At 65.9% G+C, this 22,322-nt stretch carries 19 protein-coding genes and 2 tRNA genes; 2 read left to right on the top strand and 19 right to left on the bottom strand.

The genetic code is table 11. The features are described 5' to 3' along the window. Nucleotides 1–36 precede the first annotated feature (36 nt). Entirely contained in the window at nt 37–903 is an 867-nt protein-coding gene (locus HHL11_RS32055) for a hypothetical protein (protein ID WP_169422708.1), read from the top strand. A gap of 7 nt (nt 904–910) precedes the next feature. Here the strand turns inward: HHL11_RS32055 and HHL11_RS32050 are convergent, their stop codons facing one another. Further along, a complete protein-coding gene (locus tag HHL11_RS32050; RefSeq protein WP_169422707.1) occupies nt 911–2,305 on the bottom strand; it encodes an MmgE/PrpD family protein in 1,395 nt (464 codons plus the stop codon). A 3-nt stretch (nt 2,306–2,308) separates the two neighbouring features. Continuing rightward, nucleotides 2,309–3,283: a Bug family tripartite tricarboxylate transporter substrate binding protein gene (locus HHL11_RS32045; RefSeq protein WP_169422706.1), complete on the bottom strand. Its 975-nt coding sequence runs from the start codon at nt 3,281–3,283 to the stop codon at nt 2,309–2,311. 106 nt (nt 3,284–3,389) lie between these two features. Here HHL11_RS32045 and HHL11_RS32040 point away from each other — a divergent pair, with 106 nt between their 5' ends. Next, nucleotides 3,390–3,731: a nucleotide pyrophosphohydrolase gene (locus tag HHL11_RS32040; RefSeq protein WP_169422705.1), complete on the top strand. Its 342-nt coding sequence runs from the start codon at nt 3,390–3,392 to the stop codon at nt 3,729–3,731. A gap of 69 nt (nt 3,732–3,800) precedes the next feature. On the opposite strand, the gene HHL11_RS32035 is transcribed toward HHL11_RS32040, so the two are convergent. The 17 genes from HHL11_RS32035 to HHL11_RS31955 form a co-directional block, all read right to left on the bottom strand. Further along, entirely contained in the window at nt 3,801–3,953 is a 153-nt protein-coding gene (locus HHL11_RS32035) for a hypothetical protein (protein WP_169422704.1), read from the bottom strand. Between the two features lie 52 nt (nt 3,954–4,005). Next, a tRNA-Phe gene (locus tag HHL11_RS32030) sits at nt 4,006–4,081 on the bottom strand. A 92-nt stretch (nt 4,082–4,173) separates the two neighbouring features. Continuing rightward, nucleotides 4,174–4,896 (bottom strand): response regulator, encoded by a 723-nt coding sequence (locus HHL11_RS32025; protein WP_169422703.1) that lies wholly within the window; start codon nt 4,894–4,896, stop codon nt 4,174–4,176. A gap of 29 nt (nt 4,897–4,925) precedes the next feature. Further along, entirely contained in the window at nt 4,926–7,190 is a 2,265-nt protein-coding gene (locus HHL11_RS32020) for a sensor histidine kinase (protein ID WP_240980529.1), read from the bottom strand. A 2-nt stretch (nt 7,191–7,192) separates the two neighbouring features. Further along, entirely contained in the window at nt 7,193–7,816 is a 624-nt protein-coding gene (locus HHL11_RS32015) for a DUF4390 domain-containing protein (protein ID WP_240980525.1), read from the bottom strand. Beyond that, entirely contained in the window at nt 7,788–9,131 is a 1,344-nt protein-coding gene (gene rsmB, locus HHL11_RS32010) for a 16S rRNA (cytosine(967)-C(5))-methyltransferase RsmB (protein WP_169422701.1), read from the bottom strand. The genes HHL11_RS32015 and rsmB overlap by 29 nt, the downstream gene beginning before the upstream one ends. 6 nt (nt 9,132–9,137) lie before the next feature. Then, nucleotides 9,138–9,698, bottom strand: a complete 561-nt coding sequence (locus HHL11_RS32005) for a LemA family protein (RefSeq protein WP_169422700.1) — start codon at nt 9,696–9,698, stop codon at nt 9,138–9,140. A gap of 68 nt (nt 9,699–9,766) precedes the next feature. Continuing rightward, nucleotides 9,767–13,996, bottom strand: coding sequence for a DNA-directed RNA polymerase subunit beta' (gene rpoC, locus HHL11_RS32000; RefSeq protein WP_169422699.1), 4,230 nt, complete (start codon nt 13,994–13,996; stop codon nt 9,767–9,769). A 19-nt stretch (nt 13,997–14,015) separates the two neighbouring features. Then, complete coding sequence (rpoB, locus tag HHL11_RS31995) at nt 14,016–18,128, bottom strand: DNA-directed RNA polymerase subunit beta (protein WP_169422698.1); 4,113 nt, start codon at nt 18,126–18,128, stop codon at nt 14,016–14,018. 244 nt (nt 18,129–18,372) lie between these two features. Then, nucleotides 18,373–18,750: a 50S ribosomal protein L7/L12 gene (gene rplL, locus HHL11_RS31990; RefSeq protein WP_169422697.1), complete on the bottom strand. Its 378-nt coding sequence runs from the start codon at nt 18,748–18,750 to the stop codon at nt 18,373–18,375. A 42-nt stretch (nt 18,751–18,792) separates the two neighbouring features. Further along, on the bottom strand, nt 18,793–19,311 hold the full coding sequence (gene rplJ / locus HHL11_RS31985; protein WP_169422696.1) for a 50S ribosomal protein L10: 519 nt from the start codon (nt 19,309–19,311) through the stop codon (nt 18,793–18,795). 214 nt (nt 19,312–19,525) lie between these two features. Then, nucleotides 19,526–20,239, bottom strand: a complete 714-nt coding sequence (gene rplA / locus HHL11_RS31980) for a 50S ribosomal protein L1 (protein ID WP_169422695.1) — start codon at nt 20,237–20,239, stop codon at nt 19,526–19,528. Nucleotides 20,240–20,241: 2 nt separating this feature from the next. Beyond that, nucleotides 20,242–20,673 carry a 50S ribosomal protein L11 gene (rplK, locus tag HHL11_RS31975; protein WP_169422694.1) on the bottom strand — a complete coding sequence of 144 codons (432 nt, stop codon included), beginning with the start codon at nt 20,671–20,673 and terminating at the stop codon, nt 20,242–20,244. 120 nt (nt 20,674–20,793) lie between these two features. Beyond that, nucleotides 20,794–21,393 carry a transcription termination/antitermination protein NusG gene (nusG, locus tag HHL11_RS31970; protein WP_169422693.1) on the bottom strand — a complete coding sequence of 200 codons (600 nt, stop codon included), beginning with the start codon at nt 21,391–21,393 and terminating at the stop codon, nt 20,794–20,796. Next, on the bottom strand, nt 21,393–21,776 hold the full coding sequence (gene secE, locus HHL11_RS31965) for a preprotein translocase subunit SecE (RefSeq protein ID WP_169422692.1): 384 nt from the start codon (nt 21,774–21,776) through the stop codon (nt 21,393–21,395). The genes nusG and secE overlap by 1 nt, the downstream gene beginning before the upstream one ends. Before the next feature lie 114 nt (nt 21,777–21,890). Further along, nucleotides 21,891–21,966 (bottom strand) — tRNA-Trp (locus tag HHL11_RS31960). 57 nt (nt 21,967–22,023) lie between these two features. Continuing rightward, nucleotides 22,024–22,322, bottom strand: a 299-nt coding sequence (locus tag HHL11_RS31955; protein WP_483430735.1) for an EF-Tu C-terminal domain-related protein, incomplete at its 5' end; no start/stop codon positions are given.

Genomic DNA, 22,322 nt, shown 5'->3' with positions numbered 1-22,322 from the left:
GGATGATTTCCAAAATTCATAACGAAGGGAATCGCCATGAATCTGGCTGCGCGCACAGCAATGGTCCACGGCCTCGCCATCGGCACGATGGCACTGGCCTCCGCAACGGGGGCCCAGGCCCAGGAGCTGACCCCGGCCCAGGGGCTGCTCAATGAACGCTTCGTCTTCAACGCCGGCCTGTTCCTGGTCGGCACGGACATCAGCGCCAGCCTGAACGGGCAGTCCAGCACCAACCCGGCGATCGACTTCAACGACACGGTGGGCCGCTCCAACGACGCGACGCGCGGCCGCATCGACGCCATGTGGCGTTTCGCGCCGCGGCACGTCGCGCGCCTGGCGTACTTCAACTACAACAGCACGCGCTCGCGCGTGATCGACCACGACATCACCTTCGGCGACACCACCTTCAATGCCGGTGGGAACTTCAGCGTGAACACGAAGCTGTCGGTCGTCGAACTCGATTACGGCTACTCGTTCCTCAAGCAACCGAACTACGAAGTCGCCGCGGACCTCGGCATGCACTTCACCGACATGAAGCTGAACCTGTCGGGAACCGGCTCGGTCACCGGGCCGGGCGGGACCACGGCAACGACAGGCGCAGTTTCCAAGGACAGCAGCCTGCCGATGCCGCTGCCCGTCATCGGCGTGCGGGGCGGCTGGGCGGTGGCGCCGCAAATCTTCCTGGACGCGCGGGTGCAGATCTTCAAGCTGCGGGCGAACGGCTACGACGGCCACTGGTCCGATGCCCACGTCGGCACGACCTGGATGTTCACCCGCAACTGGGGCGCCGGCCTGGGCTACGACTGGTTCCAGACGCGCGTCGACGTCGGCCGGTCGGACTTCAATGGCAACGTGAAGCTCGGATATTCGGGATTGCAGGCGTTCGTGACGGGCGCGTTCTGACAAGCCTTCAGGCAGCCAGGAGCGCGGCGAGCACGCTGGCGTCCGGCGCCGTCTCCAGGGACATCATCGCGTCGCACAGCGACTCGATCCGGCTCGGCGCCAGCGCCGTGGCTGCGAGGTTCCTGAACTTCGCGATGACGTCATCCGCACTGGCGAAGTTGTGCTCGCTGCCACACGGCGCTTCGACGGTAGCTTCCATTTCGGTGCCATCCCGCAGGCGCACCACGACCCGCACCTTGTGGCGGAACTTCGCGCCCAGCGCCGTGATGGCATCGTCATGGCGCACCGACACCTTCTCCGCCAGTGCCATGCGCTGCGGGTCGGCCACCTTGTCCTCGGTGAACTGCTCGACGAAGCAGTTGCCTTCCAGCAGCAGGGTCGCCACGCAATAGGGCAGGTTCAGCTGCGCGGACGTGAGGCCTTGCGGCACGTACTTCCAGCCGACGTGGTCCATCGTCACCTGCGAGCCATGGACCACGATGGATTCGATGTCCTGCGCGCCGAAGGGGCGGCGGCCTTGCAGCACGCGGATGGCGTCCAGCGTCGTGTGGTTGCTGCCGACGCAGGAATAGAACTTGAGCGAGACCGCCAGGGTCTGCCAGACCTCGCCAAAGCCCGCGGTCAACTCGGAGAGCTTGAAGCGGTCGGTGGACCGCGAGAAGGTGGTGCAGAAGCCGCCGTACTCGCTTTCGAGCACGTTCTGGATGCCCGTGAAGCCAGACTCCGCGAACAGCGCGCCATACAGGCCGCTTTGCGAGGAACGGCCCGCGTGCATGCGCTTGACCATGGCGCCGTACTGCGCCGCCATCAGGCCGGCCGATTGCGTGCCGGCGATGCCCAGCGCATGCACCGTGCGATCGACGTCGAGGCCGAGTCCCCTCGCCGCACCGGCGGCCGCGGAGAACACGCCCAGGGTCGCGCCGGAATGCCAGCCTTGGCCGATGTGTTCCGGTCCCATGCAGAGACCCACGCGTGGGCCGATCTCGTAGCCGGCAACCGCCGCGGCGAGGAATTCGCGGCCGTCGATCTTGCGATGCTTTTCGCTCAGTGCAATGAGCGCCGGCAGCACCACGGCGCCGACGTGCAGCACGCCGGCGCGGTGCACGTCGTCCAGTTCGAAGCCCTGCACCTGCGTGCCGTTGACCAGGGCTGCATGGGGCGCGGACAGGCGCAGCTTCGTTCCCCAGATGGCGCAATCACGGGTGGCATCCACGCCCGTCAGCGTCTCCTGCAGGATCCGCGTCCAGGGCAGGTTCGCGCCGTAAAGCGCGCAGCCCAGCGAGTCGAGCATCAACAGCTTGATGCGTTCGATGACTTGGGCCGGCACATCCTCGTAGTGCAGCCCGGAAACGAATTGCGCGATGCCGTGGGTGTAGGGGTTCTCTTGGGAGGCAGCAGCCATGGCTTAGTCCAGCTTGATTTGGGCGGAGTACTGGCGCAGCCGCGCGACTTCCGATCGGATGTGCTCCGCGAACCTGGCGGGGGTGCCGCCGACCGGCAGCGCGCCATCGGTGGCGAGCGAGGCCTTCACGTCGGGGTTGGCCAGGGCCTTGTTGATTTCCTGGTTGAGGCGCTCGACCACCGGCGCCGGCATTCCCGCGGGCCCCAGGATGCCGTACCAGGAGCCCGTCTCGTAGCCGGCCAGGCCTTCTTCGGCGATGGTCGGCACGTTGGGCAGCGACGCCATGCGGTTCGCGCTGGTGACGCCAAGCACCTTGAGCTTGCCGGCCTGGACGCTGGGCATGATGGCAACCGAGCTGCTGAACATCAGCTGCACGTTGCCGGCGAGCAGGTCCACCATCGCGGGCGCGAGCCCCTTGTAGGGCACATGCACCATTTCCGTTCCGGCCATCGTGTTGAAGATGACCGCGGCCAGCTGGGACGAACTGCCGTTGCCGTTGGAGGCGAAATTGAGCTTGCCCGGGTTCTTCTTCGCGTAGGCAATGAGTTCCTTCACCGTGTTGGCGGGAACGGAGGGATGGGCCGCCAGCACCATCGGCGCATTCGCGAGCCAGATGATGGGCGTGAAGTCGCGCTCGGGGTCGTAGCCGACCTTGGGGTTGACCGCGGGGTTGAGCGCGTGGCTGCCGACGCCGCCGAGGAACAGCGTGTAGCCGTCACCCGGCGCGCGTGCCGCGAGCTGCGCACCGACCGATCCACCCGCACCAGGCTTGTTGTCGACCACCACCGGCTGCCCCAGTGGCGCTTCGATCGTGCGGCCGATCAGGCGGCCCAGCGTGTCGTTGCCACCGCCCGGCGCGAACGGGACGATCAGCGTGATCGGGCGCATGGGATAGCGATCGGCTGCACGTGCCGCGTACGGCGCCAGGAGAGCAGCACCCGCAAGCAGGTGCGTGAAGGATCTGCGGGTGACCGTCATGCGCTCGCATTCTTGGCGAGCGCCTCGTTCTGGGGATGGGTGTTTCCACGGGTGGAAAGCTGTTCTTCATCGAGCTGCATGCGAAGATGGCACTACACGCACTGCCATGACCAACGCATTCACCGAGCTTGCCGAACGCCTGCAGGAATTCGCGCGGGCGCGCGACTGGGAGCAGTTCCACGCGCCGAAGAACCTCGCGTCCGCACTGTCGGTCGAAGCCGGCGAACTGCTCGAGCACTTCATGTGGCTGACCGAGGAGCAGAGCCGCAGCCTCGCGGCCGACAAGCGTGAAGAGGTCGCCATGGAGATGGCGGACGTGCTGCTCTACCTGGTCCAGCTCGCAACGAACCTGGGCATCGACCTCCAGCATGCGGCGCGGAAGAAGATCGAGATCAACGAGTTGCGCTTTCCGGTCGAAGGCAACGGCCGCAAGCACGACGAGTCCTGACGCCAGATGCGAAAACGCCTCCGGAACCAGAGGTCGCGGAGGCGCTTGAAGAGGGTGGGCTTGGGGCTGCTACACCAAGCCAATCCGCTTGTACCAGGCGTGGATCAGTTCATCCGGCGCCTCTTCGAGGCTCATGACACCATGAGCGTGAAGGTACTCCATCATCTCTTCGACGTGTTCGAGTGTGGATTCGTCCGCTGCGGGGACGAGTTGCTTCTGCATGGAGATCGCGCTGCTGAAATGGAAGCGCCCCGACAAAGCGGGGCGCCAAATCTGGTGGCCTGGGGCGGAATCGAACCACCGACACGCGGATTTTCAATCCGCTGCTCTACCAACTGAGCTACCGGGCCGTGAGAGGTGAGATTATAGCAGGGGAAAAGAAGCTCTCTTCGCGCATGCCCTCACCCCGACCCTCTCCCAGAAGGAGAGGGTGAGAAAGACTTCAAGCCGCGGAGTTGCTGCTGCGCTTGCCGCGCGAGAGGTCCACGCCCAGTTGCTTCAGCTTGCGATAGAGGTGCGTGCGCTCGAGGCCGGTCTTCTCGGCCACGCGCGTCATCGAGCCGCCTTCCTTGGCGAGGTGGAATTCGAAGTAGCACTTCTCGAATTCGTCACGCGCGTCGCGCAGCGGCTTGTCCAGCTCGAACATCTGGCGTGCCTGCGGGCCCATCTCCACCGCGGCGGGCAGGCTCTGGCCGCCGGTCATGGCGGCTTCCACCGTCAGTTCGGCCACCGGCATCATCGGCACCACGCCAGCCATGCCAGGCTTGCGCGGAGGCGCGGTTGCCGCGCCCGGCGTGCCGCCGTTGCGCGCCAGCCCTGCTTCCACTGCCTTCAGCAGCTTCTGCATGGTGATCGGCTTTTCCAGGAACGAGTGCGCGCCGATCTTCGTGGCCTCGACGGCCGTTTCGATGGTGGCGTGGCCGCTCATCATCACCACGGGCATGTTCAGCAGCCCGGTGGCCGCCCACTCCTTCAGCAGCGTGACCCCGTCGGTGTCCGGCATCCAGATGTCCAGCAGCACCAGGTCGTAGCGCATGCGTTGCCGTGCCGCGCGGGCCTGGGCGGCGTTTTCCGCAAGCTCGACGCTGTGGCCCTCGTCGTTGAGGATTTCGGACAACAGGTCCCGGATCCCGAGTTCGTCGTCCACCACCAATATGTTTGCCATGAGTCCCCGTGCGTCCCTGTGTAATGTTGCTAACTCGCAACTCCAAATGATAACGAGACTTGGGCCCCCTGGATGACTCCGTTTTCCACCCTGTTCTTCAGTTCTATGCGGGCTCCGTGCTCATCCGCGATTTTTTTCACGACCGCGAGCCCCAGCCCGGTGCCCTTGGGCTTGGTGGTGACGTAGGGCTCGAAGGCTTTTTTCAGGATGTGCTCGGGGAAACCGGCGCCGGCGTCCTGGACCACCAGGCGGACGCGCCGCGTCGTGTCGTTGTGCTGCGTGCGCACCAGCACGGAGCCGCCCGGGCGGCCTTCGCTGGCGTCCTGCGCGTTCTGCAGCAGGTTGTGGATCACCTGCCGTACTTGCTGCGCGTCGCCGAGGATGCGAGGTGCTGCCGGATCGAGCTCCATGCGCACCGGCACCTGCGCCGCGCCTCTGGTGGCGTCCCCTTCGCGCGAGTAGAGCAGCAGCACGTCGTGGATCAACGCGTTCAGGTCCACCGGCTTCAATTCGGCCGCCGGCAGGCGCGCGTAGTCGCGGAACTCGTTCACCAGCCGCTTCATCGATTCGACCTGGTCGACGATGGTGTGCACCGACTTTTCGAGGATCGCCTTCTCGCCATCCTGCAGCTTCGAGGACAGCTTCATTTCCAGCCGTTCGGCCGACAGCTGGATCGGCGTCAGGGGGTTCTTGATCTCGTGCGCGAGGCGCCGCGCGACCTCGCCCCAGGCCTGCGCCCGTTGGGCGGAAACGATCTCCGAAATGTCGTCAAAAACCAACAAACGGGCCTGGCCCGGCATTTCGGCCCCCCGCGCGACCAGGGTGATGATGTTCGCCGCCGGTTCGCCGGCATGGGCCGTGTTCAGTTCGAAAGACTGCTGCCAGTGGTCCGGACCCTGCGGTGAGCGCTCGCTCAGGAAGTCGTCGAAGCGCTGCTGCACCGCCGCGCCGAAGGCCTCCAGGCCCTCGATGCCGGCCAGCGGCTTGGCATGCCAGGCCTCCAGGTCCAGCCGCAGGATGCGCGCCGCGCCCGGGTTCGAGGCGCGGATGCGGCCCTCCGCGTCCAGCACGATCACGCCCGCCGTCAGATTGTCCAGGATGGTCTGCAGGTTGGCCCGGGCTGCCCGCAACTGGCCCATGCTCTTGTCCACCGCGGCCCGCGCCTCCGCCAGCTGCTTGGTCATCTCGGCGAAGGCCCGCGTCAGGCCGCCGAGTTCGTCCTTGCCCTGCAGCGCCGGCTTGGGCGACAGGTCGCCCGCCGCCACCTCGCTGACGCCGGCGGCCAGCAGCAGCAGGGGCCGCGCGAGCTGGTTGCCCAGCAGGATGGCCAGCAACACCGCGCCAATCACCGCCAGGAAGAAGCTCAGGGTCAGCGTGCCGATGTACATGCGCCGCAGGCCTTCGCGCGCCAAGGCGCGCTCCTGGTACTCGCGGTAGGCCTCCTGCACGGCGATCGCATTGGCCACCAGCGTGGGCGGGATGATGCTGGTAGCCTGCAGGTAGCGCGGCTCCGCGAGCAGGCCCAGGCTGGGCTGCGGCACCACGGCGATGGCCTTGATCTTGGCGTTGTTGATGGCGCTCTGCGGGTCGTCCAGGCCCTCGATCACCGTCATCACCCGCTGGTTGCGCACGGTGCGCAGCTGCTGCGCGGTCGGCCGCTCGGGCCGCAGCTGGAAGCGCGACTGCCCGGCGCTCGCGATCATCTGGCCGCTGCCGCTCCACAGCACCACGTCGGAGGCCGAGAGCTGGTCGCGCAGTTTCTCCAGCACCAGGCCGGCGGAGGCATCGGGCGTCTCCGCCAGCTGGCTGGCCGCCGCGCGCGTCTTGTTGCCGAAGTCGTTGGACAGCGTGTCCAGCGTGGCGCGGCCCAGGTTCAGGCCGGCATCCAGGGCGCCTTCCACCTTCACGTCGAACCAGCTTTCGATGGAGCGCGACACGAACTGGTAGGACACAACGTAGATCAGCACGCCCGGCACGACGCCCACCAGGCCGAAGATCAGCGCCAGCTTGATCAGCAGGCGCGTGCCGAACTTGCCGCGCCGCAGCCGCGAGACCAGGCGCACCGAGACCCACAGGATCACCGCCAGCAGCATGCCGGCCACGACCATGTTCAGCGCGAACAGCTTGCCGTAGTTGCGCTCGTAGAAAGTCTGGTTGTTGGTGGCCTGCGCCAGCAGGAACATCAGCACGATGCCGATGGCCACCAGCACCGCCACGCCGACCACCAGCGTCCAGCGCCAGGCGCGCGTGCCCTTCACCAGGGCGCGCGCCGGGCCTTCGGGCGGGCGGGGCAGGTTCACCGGTTGTGGTCCAGCTGCAGCCGCACCGCGCGCGACGCCGAGAGGTTCCAGTCACTCTGGCCCACGGCGCCGATCTGGAAGGGGCGCGGCAGCTGCGAAACGTCGAGTCTGAACCGGAATTCGACCGTGTGGATGCTCTCGGGGTCGACCTCGGCCGCATCGGCGATGCGCCAGCGCGAAAAGCGCTGCAGCGCCGCCAGCGCCTCGTCGCGGCTGTCGAACATCTGGCCCAGCACCAGGCCGGAGTTGCCGATGGGCGTCGGCGAGACCTGCAGGCGCCAGCGGCGCGTGAGCGGCTGGAAACTCAGGCGGAAATGGCGCGCGGCGCTCGCGACGCGCTTGTCGTACCAGTACCAGCGGTCGCGATAGATCGCGGCCTCGGCCACGAAGTACATCGGAATGCCCTTGGCCAGGGCATCGTCCACCACGGCCGGCAGCTCGAAGTGGACCGTGGCGGACAGGTGGACGCCGTCCTCGCTGCGCTCCACCAGCATGTGCGTGACTTCCGTGCCGGCGTAGTCGGCGCGGGCCGGCACGGCGGCCAGGCACAGCACGAACAGCAGGACGACGGCGCAGGCGGACGCGGCGCGCTCAAGCCACAGCCGGGTGCGCAGGTGCATTGCGTGCACTTTTTTCCAGCACCGCGTAGAAGAAGCCGTCGTGGTCACCTGGCTCATTGTCCGGGACGCCCTGCCCCAACGCCCCACCGGAGGGCCTCAAATGGCCAGTCGCAGGCCGCAAACGCGCGCCGCTGTTGTGTGCAACAAACGCCTCCACCTGGGCTTCGCCCTCGGCCTTGAACACCGAGCAGGTGCAGTACACCAACCGGCCACCCGGTGCGAGCAAGGGCCACAGCGCAGTAAGCAGACGCTCCTGCTGTCGAGCAAGCTGGGCCACGTCGCCTTCCCGCCGCAGCCAGCGTACGTCCGGGTGCCGGCGCACGATGCCCGAGGCCGTGCAAGGCGCGTCGAGCAGGATCGCATCGAAGGGCCGGCCGTCCCACCATTGGGCCGTTTCCCCGGCATCGGCGGCCAGCACCTCCGCCTGCAGTCCGAGTCGCTGCAGGTTCTCGTGGATGCGTTCGCAGCGCGCCGGGTCGACGTCCAGCGCCAGCAACTCGGCGCCCGGCGCGAGCTCCGCGATGTGCGCTGTCTTGCCGCCCGGCGCAGCACAGGCATCGAGAATTCTCTTGGGCACGGCGCCGGCCGACGCCATCACCAACGGCGCAGCCAACTGCGCCGCCGCATCCTGCACAGACACCGCCCCTTCGCCGAAGCCCGGAATCTCCTGCACCGGCATGGGCCGCTCCAGGGTGAGCCCGTACTCCCCGTTCCGCGTCGCCGCAATGCCAGCCGCGGCGAATCGCTCCTGCATCGCCGCGACCGTCGCCCGGCTCGCATTCACCCGCAAGGTCATCGGCGCCGCGGCGTTGTTCGCCTCCAGGATCCGTTCCCAGTCCTGCGGCCAGTCGTGCCGCAGCTTCTGGATCCACCAGCGCGGATGGTTCCAGCGCGCCACCGGATCGGCGTCCGTCGCCTGCACCAGCGCATCGCGCTCGCGCAGGAAGCGCCGCAGGCAGGCGTTGATGAAAGCCTGCTGCGCGCGCGTTTCGGGCGAGCGTTTCGCGGCCTCCACGGCCTGGTCAACCAGCGTGAACGGCGCATAGGGCGCGCCCTCTTCGCGCCAGGCCAGGGCCAGCGCGGTGCAGAGCAGCGCGTCGGCGGCCGGCGGCGGTGCCCGCTTGGCGAGCTGCTTGCGCAAGGCCTCGGCGCGCCCCAGGTTGCGCAGTACATGGAACACCAGCGCCTGCGCGCCGGGGCGCAATTCAGCGGCGACGCGCGCCAGTGCGGGCGTCGCGGATTCGCCGCGCCGGACAGCGGCGAGCACGGATGCGGCAGCCTGCAGCTGCCGCCAGAGCGGAACGGGAGGGGACATCGGAACTCAGTGGCGCACGCGCAAGCCCCGGCCCGGCTGGAAGCCGAACAGCCAGGCAAGCAGTTGCGCCGGAAATTGCTGGATCGCTTCGTTGTAGCGAGTCACGGCTTCGTTGAAATGCTCGGCCGCGGCCTGGGCGGTGTGCACCATGTGCTGGCGCTCGCCACCGACGTTGTGGGGCAGCCGCGGGCCGGCGAGGTCGTGCGCGTCGTCGCGCTCGGCCCGTTCCCAGGCGGTGCCCAGCACCTCCTGCGCGGCACCCAGCGTGGCGATGCGCTCGGCGTCGAGCGGCCGTGCGCGCGCCGAGGACAGCGCCACCGACAGCTGCGCCGCCGCACCTTGCAGCCCGCCCCAGAAGGCACTGCCGCCGGAGAACTGCGACGCGTGCTGGTCCTCCTCGGGCGGGATGCACGAGGTCACGAGCGCCACCTGCTTGGCCAGCTCGGTTTCCAGCTGCGCAAAGGCGGCGTTGGCCTCCGAGCGCAGGCGCACCAGGCGGTTGTAGGCGCCGACCGCCCAGAACAGGGTGACGGCAGCGACGATCCACGGAACGAGCGAGGAATCCATTCCTTGCAATCACAAAGAAAAAGGGCGCCAACCCTTGCGGGGTGGCGCCCAGTTTAGGCGGAAACCGCTTACTCGGCCGAGGTCGGACCTTCGTGGGTGTCCGCTTCCGTGGCGGACTCCGTCACGCCGGCCAGGTCGGCCGCTTCGGCGTCGGCGATGGCGCGGCGCTCGGCCTCGTCCATCTGGTCCTTCGCCTTGCGGGCCACGTGGTAGGCCATGCCGGTGCCGGCAGGGATCAGGCGGCCGACGATGACGTTTTCCTTCAGGCCACGCAGCTCGTCGCGCTTGCCCATGATCGCCGCTTCGGTCAGCACCCGCGTCGTTTCCTGGAAGGAAGCGGCGGAGATGAACGAGTCGGTCGACAGCGAGGCCTTCGTGATACCGAGCAGCAGGTTGCTGTACGTCGCCGGCAGCTTGTTTTCGCCGCGCAGGCGGTCGTTGGTGTCCAGCATCTCGGAGCGCTCGACCTGCTCGCCCGCGATGTAGCCGGACTCGCCCGTGTTCTCGACGACCACGCGACGCAGCATCTGGCGAACGATCACCTCGATGTGCTTGTCGTTGATCTTCACGCCCTGGAGGCGGTACACGTCCTGCACTTCATCGACGACGTAGCGCGCCAGTTCCTCGACACCCAGCAGCCGCAGGATGTCCTGCGGATCGGCCGGGCCGTCGACCACGGATTCGCCCTTGTTCACCACCTGGCCTTCGTGCACCAGGATGTTCTTTTCCTTGGGCACCAGCTCCTCGTGCACGCCGCCTTCCGGATCGGTGATCTGCAGGCGAATCTTGCCCTTGGTCTCCTTGCCGAAGGACACGGTGCCGGTCATCTCGGCCAGCACGCCCTTGTCCTTGGGCGTGCGGGCTTCGAACAGTTCGGCCACGCGGGGCAGACCGCCCGTGATGTCGCGGGTCTTCTGGCCTTCCACCGGGATGCGGGCCAGCACTTCGCCGGGGCCCACGTCCTGGCCGTCGCGCACCTGCACCAGCGAGCCCACCTGGAAGGCGATCGTCACCGAGTGGTCGGTGCCGGGGATCTTCACCTCGTTGTTGGAGGCGTCGATCAGCTTCACCTGCGGGCGCACCACCTTGGCGGAGCCGCGGCGCTTCGGGTCGATCACGACCAGCGTCGACAGGCCGGTGACTTCGTCCACCTGCTTGGCGACCGTCAGGCCTTCTTCCACGTTCTCGAACTTCACCTTGCCGGCGAATTCCGTGATGATGGGTCGGGTCAGCGGGTCCCAGTTGGCCAGGATCGTGCCGGCCTTGATCGGCTGGTCGGCCTTCACCGTCAGGATCGCGCCGTAAGGCACCTTGTGGCGCTCGCGCTCGCGGCCGTGCTCGTCGTGGATGACGATTTCGCCCGAACGCGAGATCACCACCAGCTCGCCCTTCTGGTTGGTCACGTAGCGCATCGTGGTGTTGAAGCCCACGAGGCCGGACGACTTGGCTTCCACGCTGGAAGCCACCGCCGCGCGCGACGCCGCACCACCGATGTGGAAGGTACGCATCGTCAGCTGCGTGCCGGGTTCGCCGATCGACTGGGCGGCGATCACGCCGACCGCTTCGCCGACGTTCACCAGGCCGCCGCGGCCGAGGTCGCGGCCGTAGCACTTGGCGCACAGGCCGAAGCGGGTGGCGCAGGTCAGCGCGGTGCGGACCTTGACTTCGTCGACACCGGCTGCCTCCAGCTCGTCGATCACGTCTTCGTCCAGCATCAGGCCGGCCTTCATCAGCACCGCACGCGTTTCCGGGTGCAGCACGTCTTCGGCGGTCATGCGGCCCAGGATCCGGTCACGCAGCGACTCGATGACTTCACCGCCCTCGACGATGGCGCGCATCAGCGAGCCGTCGGTGGTTTCGCAATCGTCCTCGGTCACCACCAGGTCCTGCGTCACGTCGACGAGACGACGCGTCAGGTAGCCGGAGTTCGCGGTCTTCAGCGCCGTGTCCGCGAGACCCTTGCGGGCACCGTGGGTGGAGATGAAGTACTGCAGCACGTTCAGGCCTTCGCGGAAGTTGGCCGTGATGGGCGTCTCGATGATCGAGCCGTCCGGCTTGGCCATCAGGCCCCGCATGCCCGCCAGCTGGCGGATCTGCGCGGCGGAACCGCGGGCGCCCGAGTCGGCCATCATGTAGATGGAGTTGAACGACTCCTGCTCCACTTCCTTGCCGTTGCGGTCGATCACCTTTTCCTTGGCCAGCTGGGCCATCATGACCTTCGACACTTCGTCGCCGGCCTTGCCCCAGATGTCCACGACCTTGTTGTAGCGCTCGCCGGAAGTCACGAGACCGGACACGTACTGCTGCTCGATCTCCTTCACTTCCTTCTCGGAGCGGTCGATGATGGCGGCCTTCTCCGGCGGCACCAGCATGTCGTCCACGGCAATCGAGATGCCGGCCTTGGTGGCGAGGCGGAAGCCGTTCTGCAGCAGCTTGTCGGCGAAGACCACGGTCTCCTTCAGGCCGCACTTGCGGAAGGAGGTGTTGATCAGGCGGCTGATCTCCTTCTTCTTCAGCGGCTTGTTCAGCACGCTGAAAGGCAGGCCCTTGGGCAGGATCTCGGACAGGATGGCGCGGCCGACGGTCGTGTCGAACACCTTGGTGTTCGGCGTGAATTCGTCGGTCGTCTTCTCGCGCGTCCACTCGGTCAGGCGCACACCGACCTTGGAGGTCAGTTCCACCACGCCGTTGTCCAGCGCGCGCAGCACTTCGGCCACGTCGGTGAAGACCATGCCTTCACCCTTGCCGTTGGTGCGCTCGCGGGTCGTGTAGTACAGGCCCAGCACCACGTCCTGCGAAGGAACGATGGAGGGTTCGCCGGAGGCCGGGAACAGCACGTTGTTGGAGGCCAGCATCAGCGTGCGGGCTTCCATCTGCGCTTCCACGGACAGCGGGACGTGCACGGCCATCTGGTCGCCGTCGAAGTCGGCGTTGAAGGCCGCGCAAACGAGCGGGTGCAGCTGGATCGCCTTGCCTTCGATCAGGATCGGCTCGAAGGCCTGGATGCCCAGGCGGTGCAGCGTGGGAGCGCGGTTCAGCAGAACCGGGTGCTCCTTGATGACCTCTTCGAGGATGTCCCACACGACGGGCGTGCCGGCTTCCACTTCCTTCTTCGCCGCCTTGATGGTGGTGGCGATGCCCATGGCTTCCAGGCGCGAGAAGATGAAGGGCTTGAACAGCTCCAGCGCCATCAGCTTCGGCAGGCCGCACTGGTGCAGCTTCAGGGTCGGGCCCACGGTGATCACCGAACGGCCGGAGTAGTCGACGCGCTTGCCCAGCAGGTTCTGGCGGAAGCGGCCGCTCTTGCCCTTGATCATGTCGGCCAGCGACTTCAGGGCACGCTTGTTCGCGCCCGTCATGGCCTTGCCGCGACGGCCGTTGTCCAGCAGCGAATCCACTGCTTCCTGCAGCATCCGCTTCTCGTTGCGCGCGATGATTTCCGGAGCCTTCAGCTCCAGCAGTCGCTTCAGGCGCGAGTTGCGGTTGATGACGCGGCGGTACAGGTCGTTGAGGTCGGAGGTCGCGAAGCGGCCGCCGTCCAGCGGCACCAGCGGACGCAGGTCCGGCGGCAGCACGGGCAGGACGTCCATGACCATCCAGTTCGGCTTCATGCCGGACTTCTTGAAGGCCTCGAGGACCTTCAGGCGCTTGGCGTTCTTCTTGACCTTGACTTCGGAGCCGGTCAGGTCGCCGCGCAGCTTCTCGATCTCGATGTCGAGGTCGATGCCTTCCAGCAGGTCCTTGATGCCTTCGGCGCCCATCTTGGCGACGAACTCGTCACCGTATTCCTTGCGCTTCGCGTCGTAGTCGTCCTCGGACATGATGCCGAACTTCTTCAGCGGGGTCATGCCGGGGTCGGTGATGACGTACGCCTCGAAATACAGCACGCGCTCGATGTCGCGCAGCGTCATGTCCAGCACGAGGCCGAGACGCGAGGGCAGCGACTTCAGGAACCAGATGTGGGCGCAGGGCGCGGCCAGGTCGATGTGGCCCATGCGCTCGCGGCGCACCTTGGTCTGGGTCACTTCGACGCCGCACTTCTCGCAGATCACGCCGCGGTGCTTCAGGCGCTTGTACTTGCCGCACAGGCACTCGTAGTCCTTGATCGGGCCGAAGATCTTGGCGCAGAAGAGGCCATCGCGCTCCGGCTTGAAGGTGCGGTAGTTGATGGTTTCCGGCTTCTTGACTTCACCGAAGGACCAGGAACGGATCTTCTCGGGCGAGGCGATGCCGATGCGGATGGCATCGAAATGCTCGTCCGGCGTGAACTGCTTGAACAGGTCGAGTAGCGATTTCATTCGTTCTGTCCTTCCTTGATTAGCTGCGCTCGAGTTCGATGTCGATACCCAGCGAGCGAATTTCCTTCACCAGCACGTTGAACGACTCCGGCATGCCGGCATCGATCGCGTGCTCGCCCTTGACGATGGACTCGTACACCTTGGTGCGGCCCTGCACGTCGTCGGACTTCACGGTCAGCATTTCCTGCAGCGTGTAGGAAGCGCCGTAGGCTTCCAGCGCCCACACTTCCATTTCGCCGAAACGCTGGCCGCCGAACTGCGCCTTGCCGCCCAGGGGCTGCTGCGTGACCAGCGAGTACGGGCCGGTCGAGCGGGCGTGCATCTTGTCGTCCACCAGGTGGTGCAGCTTCAGCACGTGCATGTAGCCGACGGTCACCGGGCGCTCGAACTGGTCGCCGGTGCGGCCATCGCACAGGTAAGCCTGCGTGCGCGTAGCGGTCAGGCCCTTGACCTTGGCGATGTCTTCCGGATACGCGACCTGCAGCATGCTGCGGATCTCGCGCTCGGCGGCACCGTCGAACACCGGCGTCGCGAAGGGCACGCCCTTGGCGAGCTGGCCAGCCATTTCCTTGACTTCCTGGTCGGACAGCTCGGCGAGGTTTTCCTTCTTGCCCGAGGTGTTGTACAGGGTGTCGAGGAAGCTGCGCATTTCGGCCACGGCGGCTTCACGCTGCAGCATGTCGCCCAGGCGCTGGCCGATGCCCTTGCCGGCCCAGCCCAGGTGCACTTCCAGCACCTGGCCCACGTTCATGCGCGAAGGCACGCCCAGTGGGTTCAGCACGATGTCGCACGGCGTGCCGTCGGCCATGTAGGGCATGTCTTCGACCGGGACGATCTTGGACACGACGCCCTTGTTGCCGTGGCGGCCGGCCATCTTGTCGCCGGGCTGCAGGCGGCGCTTGACGGCCAGGTAGACCTTGACCATCTTCAGCACGCCCGCCGGCAGCTCGTCGCCCTGCGTCAGCTTCTTGCGCTTCTCTTCGAAGGCCAGGTCGAAGCTGTGGCGGGTCTGCTCCAGCGAGTTCTTGATCGACTCGAGTTGCGAGGCGATGTCGTCTTCCGCCGGGCGGATGTCGAACCAGTGGAACTTCTCGACGGAGTTCAGGTACTCCTGGTCGATCTTCGCGCCCTTGGCCAGCTTCTGCGGGCCACCGTTGGCCACGCGGCCGGACAGCAGCTTGGCGATCCGGTCGAAGGCGTCGGCTTCCACGATGCGCAGCTGGTCGTTCAGGTCCAGGCGGAAGCGCTTCAGCTCGTCGTCGATGATCTGCTGGGCGCGCTTGTCGCGCTGGATGCCTTCACGGGTGAAGACCTGCACGTCGATCACGGTGCCTTGCGAGCCCTGGTCGACACGCAGCGACGTGTCCTTCACGTCCGAAGCCTTCTCGCCGAAGATCGCGCGCAGCAGCTTCTCTTCCGGCGTCAGCGTGGTCTCGCCCTTCGGCGTGACCTTGCCCACCAGCACGTCGCCCGGCTGCACTTCCGCGCCCACGTAGATGATGCCGGACTCGTCCAGGCGGTTCAGCTGCTGCTCGGACAGGTTCGGGATGTCGCGGGTGATTTCCTCGGGGCCCAGCTTCGTGTCGCGGGCCATCACCACCAGTTCCTCGATGTGGATCGAGGTGTAGCGGTCGTCGGCCACCACGCGCTCCGAGATCAGGATCGAGTCCTCGAAGTTGTAGCCGTTCCAGGGCATGAAAGCCACCAGCATGTTCTGGCCCAGGGCGAGTTCGCCCAGGTCCGTCGACGCGCCGTCCGCAATGACGTCGCCCTTGGCGATCTTGTCGCCGCGGGACACGATGGGACGCTGGTGGATGTTCGTGTTCTGGTTGGAACGCTGATACTTGATCAGGTTGTAGATGTCGACGCCGACTTCACCGGCGACGGCTTCCGCGTCGTTCACGCGCACCACGATGCGGGTGGCATCGACGTAGTCGACGACACCGCCGCGGTTGGCGGTCACCACGGTGCCGGAGTCGACCGCGGACACGCGCTCGATGCCGGTACCGACGAAAGCCTTCTCGGGGCGCAGCACCGGCACGGCCTGGCGCTGCATGTTGGCGCCCATCAGCGCGCGGTTCGCGTCGTCGTGCTCGAGGAACGGCACCAGCGAGGCGGCCACCGACACGATCTGCGCCGGGGACACGTCCATGTACTGGATGCGGTCGGCGCCGACCAGGATCGATTCACCCTTTTCCCGGGCGCTGACCAAATCGCCGGTCAGGCGGCCTTCGGCGTCCAGGGCCGCGTTGGCCTGGGCGATGACGTACTTGCCTTCCTCGATGGCCGACAGGTAGTCGATCTCGTTGGTGACCTTGCCGTCGTTCACGCGGCGGTACGGCGTCTCGATGAAGCCGTACTCGTTCAGGCGGGCGTACAGGGCCAGCGAGTTGATCAGGCCGATGTTCGGGCCTTCCGGCGTCTCGATCGGGCAGACGCGGCCATAGTGCGTGACGTGCACGTCGCGCACTTCGAAGCCGGCGCGCTCGCGCGTCAGGCCGCCCGGGCCCAGTGCGGAGACGCGACGCTTGTGCGTGATCTCGGACAGCGGGTTGGTCTGGTCCATGAACTGCGACAGCTGGGACGCACCGAAGAACTCCTTCAGCGCCGCGGAGATCGGCTTGGAGTTGATCAGGTCGTGCGGCATCAGCGGCTCTTGTTCCGCCTGGCCCAGGCGTTCCTTCACGGCCTTCTCGATGCGAGCCAGGCCGGTGCGGTACTGGTTCTCGGCCAGTTCGCCGACGCAGCGCACGCGGCGGTTGCCCAGGTGGTCGATGTCGTCGACTTCGCCACGGCCGTTGCGCAGGTCCACCAGGATCTTCACGACGGCCAGGATGTCGTCGTTGGTCAGCACCATCGGGCCCGTGCTCTCGTCACGGCCGACCTTGGCGTTGAACTTCATGCGGCCCACGCGCGACAGGTCGTACGTGTCCGGGTTGTAGAACAGGCGCTGGAACAGGGCCTGCACCGCGTCCTCGGTCGGCGGCTCGCCGGGGCGCATCATGCGGTAGATGGCCACGCGGGCGGCGAACTCGTCCACGGTCTCGTCGATGCGCAGCGTCTGCGACATGTACGGGCCCTGGTCCAGTTCGTTCGTGTAGATCGCCTGGATGTCCTGGATGCCGGCGGCGCGCAGCTTCTTCAGCAGCGCTTCGGTCAGCTCGTCGTTCGCCTTCGCGATGATCTCGCCCGTGTCGGGGTCGATGATGTTGCGCGCGACCACGCGGCCGACGAGGAAGTCTTCCGGCACGCTGATGTGGGTCGTGCCGGACTGCTCCAGCTCGCGGGTGTGGCGGGCCGTGACGCGCTTGTCCTTGGCCACGACGACCTTGCCGGACTTGTCGGTGATGTCGAAGCGGGCGACTTCACCGCGCAGGCGCTCGGAGACGAACTCCAGCTGGGCGCCGGTGTCCATCAGGCGGAAGTTGTCGTTGACGAAGAAGTTCGCCAGGATGGTTTCCGGCGTCAGGCCGATGGCCTTCAGCAGGATGGTGACCGGCATCTTGCGGCGGCGGTCGACGCGGAAGTACAGCACGTCCTTCGGGTCGAACTCGAAGTCCAGCCAGGAGCCGCGGTAAGGAATGATGCGGGCCGAGAAGAGCAGCTTGCCCGAGCTGTGCGTCTTGCCCTTGTCGTGCTCGAAGAAGACGCCCGGGCTGCGGTGCAGCTGGGACACGATCACGCGCTCGGTGCCGTTGATGATGAACGAGCCCTTGTCGGTCATCAGGGGCACCTCGCCCATGTAGACCTCCTGCTCCTTCACTTCCTTCACGACCTTGCTCTGCGGCGTGGAAGACTCGCGGTCGTAGATGATCAGCTGCACCTTCGCCCGCACGGCGGACGAGAAGGTGAGGCCGCGGGTCTGGCATTCGCGCACGTCGAACGCGGGCTTGGCCAGGTTGTATTCGATGAACTTCATCTCCACGAACCCGTTGTGCGACACAATGGGGAACGCGGAATTGAAAGCGGCCTGCAGACCTTCGATGGTCCGCTTCTGCGGAACGGTGTCGGCTTGGAGGAAGGCGGTGTACGCATCCTTCTGCATCTGCAGCAGGTACGGCACTTCGAGCACGCTGTCGCGTTTGCCGAAACTCTTGCGGATGCGCTTGCGTTCGGTGTAAGAATAGGCCATGAGATCTCCGGGCTAGGTCTCGCAACTGGCGACCCCGTTCACAGGGGTAGTCTTGGCGGGTTGGCCACTACCAACCTTGGCGGACGGCACCGCGTTGCACGGCGCCCGAACCAAGCAGTCTTCTGCAGTCGGATCAGAAAACACTCAAAAACATTCCCAGATGGGGTTGCTTTTGGCTGTTTTCAACAAGCAACAAAGGCTGGAGGCCCTTTCGGACTCTCCAGCCTCGGCTGCAAAGGGCGAATTACTTCAGTTCGACCTTGGCGCCGGCGTCTTCCAGCTTCTTCTTGGCGGCTTCGGCGTCGGCCTTGTTCATGCCTTCCTTGACGGGCTTCGGAGCGCCGTCGACCAGGTCCTTGGCTTCCTTCAGGCCCAGGCCCGTGATTTCACGGACGGCCTTGATGACGCCCACCTTCTGCGCGCCGGCTTCCATCAGCTGCACGGTGAACTCGGTCTTCTCTTCCACGGCGGCGGCGGCGGCGCCACCACCGGCGGCGGCCGGAGCGGCCATGGCGGCGGCGGACACGCCGAACTTCTCTTCAATGGCCTTCACCAGGTCATTGAGTTCCATGACGGACATGCTGTCCAGCGCCGTCAGAAATGCGTCTTTGTCGAATGCCATTTTGATCTTTCCTGAATAAGTTGGTGTTGAGCAGGGCTGCTGTCAGGCAGCAACCGGGGCGGCTTCTGCAGCCGGCTCTTCCTTTTTCTTCGCCAGAGCGCCCAGCACCACCGCGGTGCGGGAAATGGGCGACATCAGCAAGCCGCAAAGCTGCGCCAGCAGGACTTCCTTCGTCGGGATGTTTGCCAGTTGCTTCACGCCGTTGACGTCCAGGGCCTTGCCCGCGAACGCGCCACCGCGAATGACCAGCTTGTCGTTGGTCTTCGCGAAGTCGGCCACCACCTTGGCGGCGGCCACAGCGTCCACGGAGAAGCCGTAGATCAGCGGACCGGTCATCTGGCCTTCCGCCACTTCGAACTGGCTGCCCTTCACGGCGCGGCGGGCCAGAGTGTTCTTCAGAACACTCAGTTCCACGCCAGCGCCGCGCGCGGCAACGCGCAGCTTCGTCATGTCGGCGACCGTGATGCCGCGGTATTCCGCCATCACCAGCGTTTGAGCTTTAGCGGCGAGAGCCGTCACCTCTTCGACGACGGCTTGCTTCTCACTGCGATTCAGACTCAAGGTCTACTCCTTCAATTGCGCTTCGGGTTGCCCCGTTGCGCGCCCTTGTACAAGCGACCAACCGTCTTCAGAAATCTCTCAATTCCATCTGTCGGCGGGATCGCCATCTGCGCTGGCTTTCTCCGATTAAGAGGCTCGCGCCTCGCCAGCGGTCTTGGATGGCCCACCGGTTGCCCGGTGGCCCACCACAGGCCGGGTTGCCCCGGCCAATTCATCAGGCTTGCGCCTGGCCTTGCGCGTTGACGGTCTGCAGGTCCACGCGGACACCCAGGCCCATCGTGGAGGACACCGCCACCTTGCGCAGGTACACGCCCTTGGAGGACGCCGGCTTGGCCTTGTTGAGGGCTTCGATCAGCGCCACCAGGTTGCCTTGCAGCTTGTCGGATTCGAACGAGCGGCGGCCGATGGTGGCGTGGATGATGCCGGCCTTGTCGGCGCGGAACTGCACCTGGCCCGCCTTGGCGTTCTTCACCGCGGTCGCCACATCGGGCGTCACGGTGCCGACCTTCGGGTTCGGCATCAGGCCGCGCGGGCCCAGGATCTGGCCCAGCGTACCGACGACGCGCATCGCGTCCGGAGCGGCGATCACCACGTCGAAGGGCATGTCGCCAGCCTTGACCTTGGCGGCCAGGTCGTCCATGCCGACGATGTCGGCGCCGGCGGCCTTGGCTTCTTCAGCCTTGGCGCCTTGGGCGAACACGGCGACGCGCTTGGTCTTGCCGGTGCCATTGGGCATCACGACGGCGCCACGGACCACCTGGTCCGACTTCTTCGGGTCGATGCCCAGCTGCACGGCCACGTCGATGGACTCATCGAACTTGGCGGTGGCGGCACCCTTGACCATGCCCAGGGCATCGCCCAGGGGATACAGCTTGGTGCTGTCGACCTTGCCCTCGAGGGACTTCTGCTTCTTGGTCAGCTTTGCCATGATTAGAGCCCTTCCACCGTGATGCCCATGGAGCGGGCGGAGCCGGCCAGGGTGCGGACAGCGGCGTCCACGTTGGCAGCGTTCATGTCCTTCAGCTTGGTCTTGGCGATTTCTTCCAGCTGCGCGCGGGTGATCTTGCCGACCTTGTCCGTGTGCGGCTTGGCGGAGCCCTTGTCCAGCTTGATGGCCTTCTTGATCAGGACGGTCGCGGGCGGCGTCTTGATGATGAAGGTGAAGCTCTTGTCCGCGAAGGCGGTGATCACCACCGGCAGCGGCAGGCCCGGCTCGACGCCTTGGGTCTGGGCGTTGAACGCCTTGCAGAACTCCATGATGTTCAGGCCGCGCTGGCCCAGCGCGGGGCCGATCGGGGGCGACGGGTTCGCCTTGCCGGCCGGGACTTGCAGCTTGATGAAGCCGACAATCTTCTTAGCCATGTCTTGCTTTCCTTGCGGGTGTTAACGCCTTGCGGCTCCCCGGGGTTGAGGCTCGTTGGTTATCGCGCCGAGCCAGGTTGCGCGAATCTGTAGGGTGCGCAGCTTTGCTGCGCACCGCGCTCAGGTCTTCTCGACCTGGCTGAATTCCAATTCCACAGGCGTCGCGCGTCCGAAGATCGTGACCGAAACGCGCACCTTGCTCTTCTCGTAGTTGACTTCTTCGACCGTGCCGTTGAAGTCGGTGAACGGGCCGTCCTTGACGCGCACGTACTCGCCCACGATGAATTCGACCTTGTGGCGGGGCTTCTCGACGCCCTCTTCCATCTGGCCCATGATCTTGGCGACTTCGTCGTCGCTGATCGGGGCCGGACGGTTCTTGGCGCCGCCGACGAAGCCGGTCACCTTGTTGGTGTGCTTCACCAGGTGCCAGGATTCGTCGTTCATGACCATCTGCACCAGCACGTAGCCGGGGTAGAAGCGGCGCTCGGAGGTGCGCTTCTGGCCGTTCTTGATCTCGACGACTTCCTCGGTGGGCACCAGGATCTCGCCGAACATGTCCTGCATGCCAGCGCGATTGATGCGCTCGCGGATGTTGCGTTCGACCGCCTTCTCCATGCCGGAGTAGGCGTGCACCACGTACCAGCGCAGGTCCGGGTTGGTCGGCTTGGCGGCAGCCTCGGGCTGCTGGCCTTCTTCCTGGCCGTTTTCGATTTCGCTCATTACCTCTTCCACCCCAGGATCAGGTCGTAGAACACCCACTCGAGAGTCTTGTCGGTGACGAACAGGAACAGCGCCATGATCACGACGAAGGCGAACACGTAGGCCGTCATCTGGATGGCTTCCTTGCGGGTGGGCCAGACGACCTTGCGGACTTCCTTGACCGACTCGCGGCCGAAGCCGATCAGTTCCTTGCCCGGCTCGGACACGAAGAACACTGCGGCGGCGGCCACCAGACCGACGATCAGCGCGCCCCACTGGGCCAGGGCCCCCTGCTTGCCGAGGATGTAGAACCCGGCCAGCGCGGCGATCACCAGGACGACGGCCGCGGCCAGCTTGGCCTTGTCAGCGCCGGTGGTGACGGTTTCAACTTGCGTGGTTGCCATTCCTGCTCTCAAAGCTTGAGCGTCTTCAAGACGCCAAACCCGCCGGGCTACGGCGGGTTCTCTTTGGACGCCCGCCGCGCGGGGCGGGCGTCCTGTTTTTCGGTGCCACTCGGGTGGCAGGGGCAGTAGGAATCGAACCTACAACCTTCGGTTTTGGAGACCGACGCTCTGCCAATTGAGCTATACCCCTCCGGAAACCGGTTGATCCGGGGAACCCGACATTATCGGGCACCCCGAATAACCTTGCTTACTCCATGATCTTGGCAACGACGCCGGCGCCGACGGTCTTGCCGCCTTCGCGGATGGCGAAGCGCAGGCCTTCTTCCATCGCGATCGGGGCGATCAGCTTGACGGTGATCGTCACGTTGTCGCCGGGCATGACCATTTCCTTGTCCTTCGGCAGCTCGATCGCGCCGGTCACGTCCGTCGTGCGGAAGTAGAACTGCGGGCGATAGTTGTTGAAGAACGGCGTGTGGCGGCCGCCTTCGTCCTTGGACAGCACGTAGATCTCGGCGGTGAAGTGCGTGTGCGGCTTCACGCTGCCCG

It is taken from the genome of Ramlibacter agri (assembly GCF_012927085.1).
In the GTDB taxonomy this organism is placed as follows: domain Bacteria; phylum Pseudomonadota; class Gammaproteobacteria; order Burkholderiales; family Burkholderiaceae_C; genus Ramlibacter; species Ramlibacter agri.
This window is presented reverse-complemented; position numbering and strand designations above follow the sequence as displayed.

Coding starts and splice junctions, on each gene's coding strand:
- HHL11_RS32015 (WP_240980525.1), bottom strand. CDS start 7,816: ATGCACCTGCGCACCCGGCTGTGGCTTGAGCGCGCCGCGTCCGCCTGC.
- nusG (WP_169422693.1), bottom strand. CDS start 21,393: ATGAGCGAAATCGAAAACGGCCAGGAAGAAGGCCAGCAGCCCGAGGCT.
- HHL11_RS32050 (WP_169422707.1), bottom strand. CDS start 2,305: ATGGCTGCTGCCTCCCAAGAGAACCCCTACACCCACGGCATCGCGCAA.
- HHL11_RS32045 (WP_169422706.1), bottom strand. CDS start 3,283: ATGACGGTCACCCGCAGATCCTTCACGCACCTGCTTGCGGGTGCTGCT.
- rplK (WP_169422694.1), bottom strand. CDS start 20,673: ATGGCTAAGAAGATTGTCGGCTTCATCAAGCTGCAAGTCCCGGCCGGC.
- HHL11_RS32025 (WP_169422703.1), bottom strand. CDS start 4,896: ATGGCAAACATATTGGTGGTGGACGACGAACTCGGGATCCGGGACCTG.
- rplA (WP_169422695.1), bottom strand. CDS start 20,239: ATGGCAAAGCTGACCAAGAAGCAGAAGTCCCTCGAGGGCAAGGTCGAC.
- rplL (WP_169422697.1), bottom strand. CDS start 18,750: ATGGCATTCGACAAAGACGCATTTCTGACGGCGCTGGACAGCATGTCC.
- secE (WP_169422692.1), bottom strand. CDS start 21,776: ATGGCAACCACGCAAGTTGAAACCGTCACCACCGGCGCTGACAAGGCC.
- rpoC (WP_169422699.1), bottom strand. CDS start 13,996: ATGAAATCGCTACTCGACCTGTTCAAGCAGTTCACGCCGGACGAGCAT.
- rpoB (WP_169422698.1), bottom strand. CDS start 18,128: ATGGCCTATTCTTACACCGAACGCAAGCGCATCCGCAAGAGTTTCGGC.
- HHL11_RS32055 (WP_169422708.1), top strand. CDS start 37: ATGAATCTGGCTGCGCGCACAGCAATGGTCCACGGCCTCGCCATCGGC.
- HHL11_RS32005 (WP_169422700.1), bottom strand. CDS start 9,698: ATGGATTCCTCGCTCGTTCCGTGGATCGTCGCTGCCGTCACCCTGTTC.
- HHL11_RS32040 (WP_169422705.1), top strand. CDS start 3,390: ATGACCAACGCATTCACCGAGCTTGCCGAACGCCTGCAGGAATTCGCG.
- rsmB (WP_169422701.1), bottom strand. CDS start 9,131: ATGTCCCCTCCCGTTCCGCTCTGGCGGCAGCTGCAGGCTGCCGCATCC.
- HHL11_RS32035 (WP_169422704.1), bottom strand. CDS start 3,953: ATGCAGAAGCAACTCGTCCCCGCAGCGGACGAATCCACACTCGAACAC.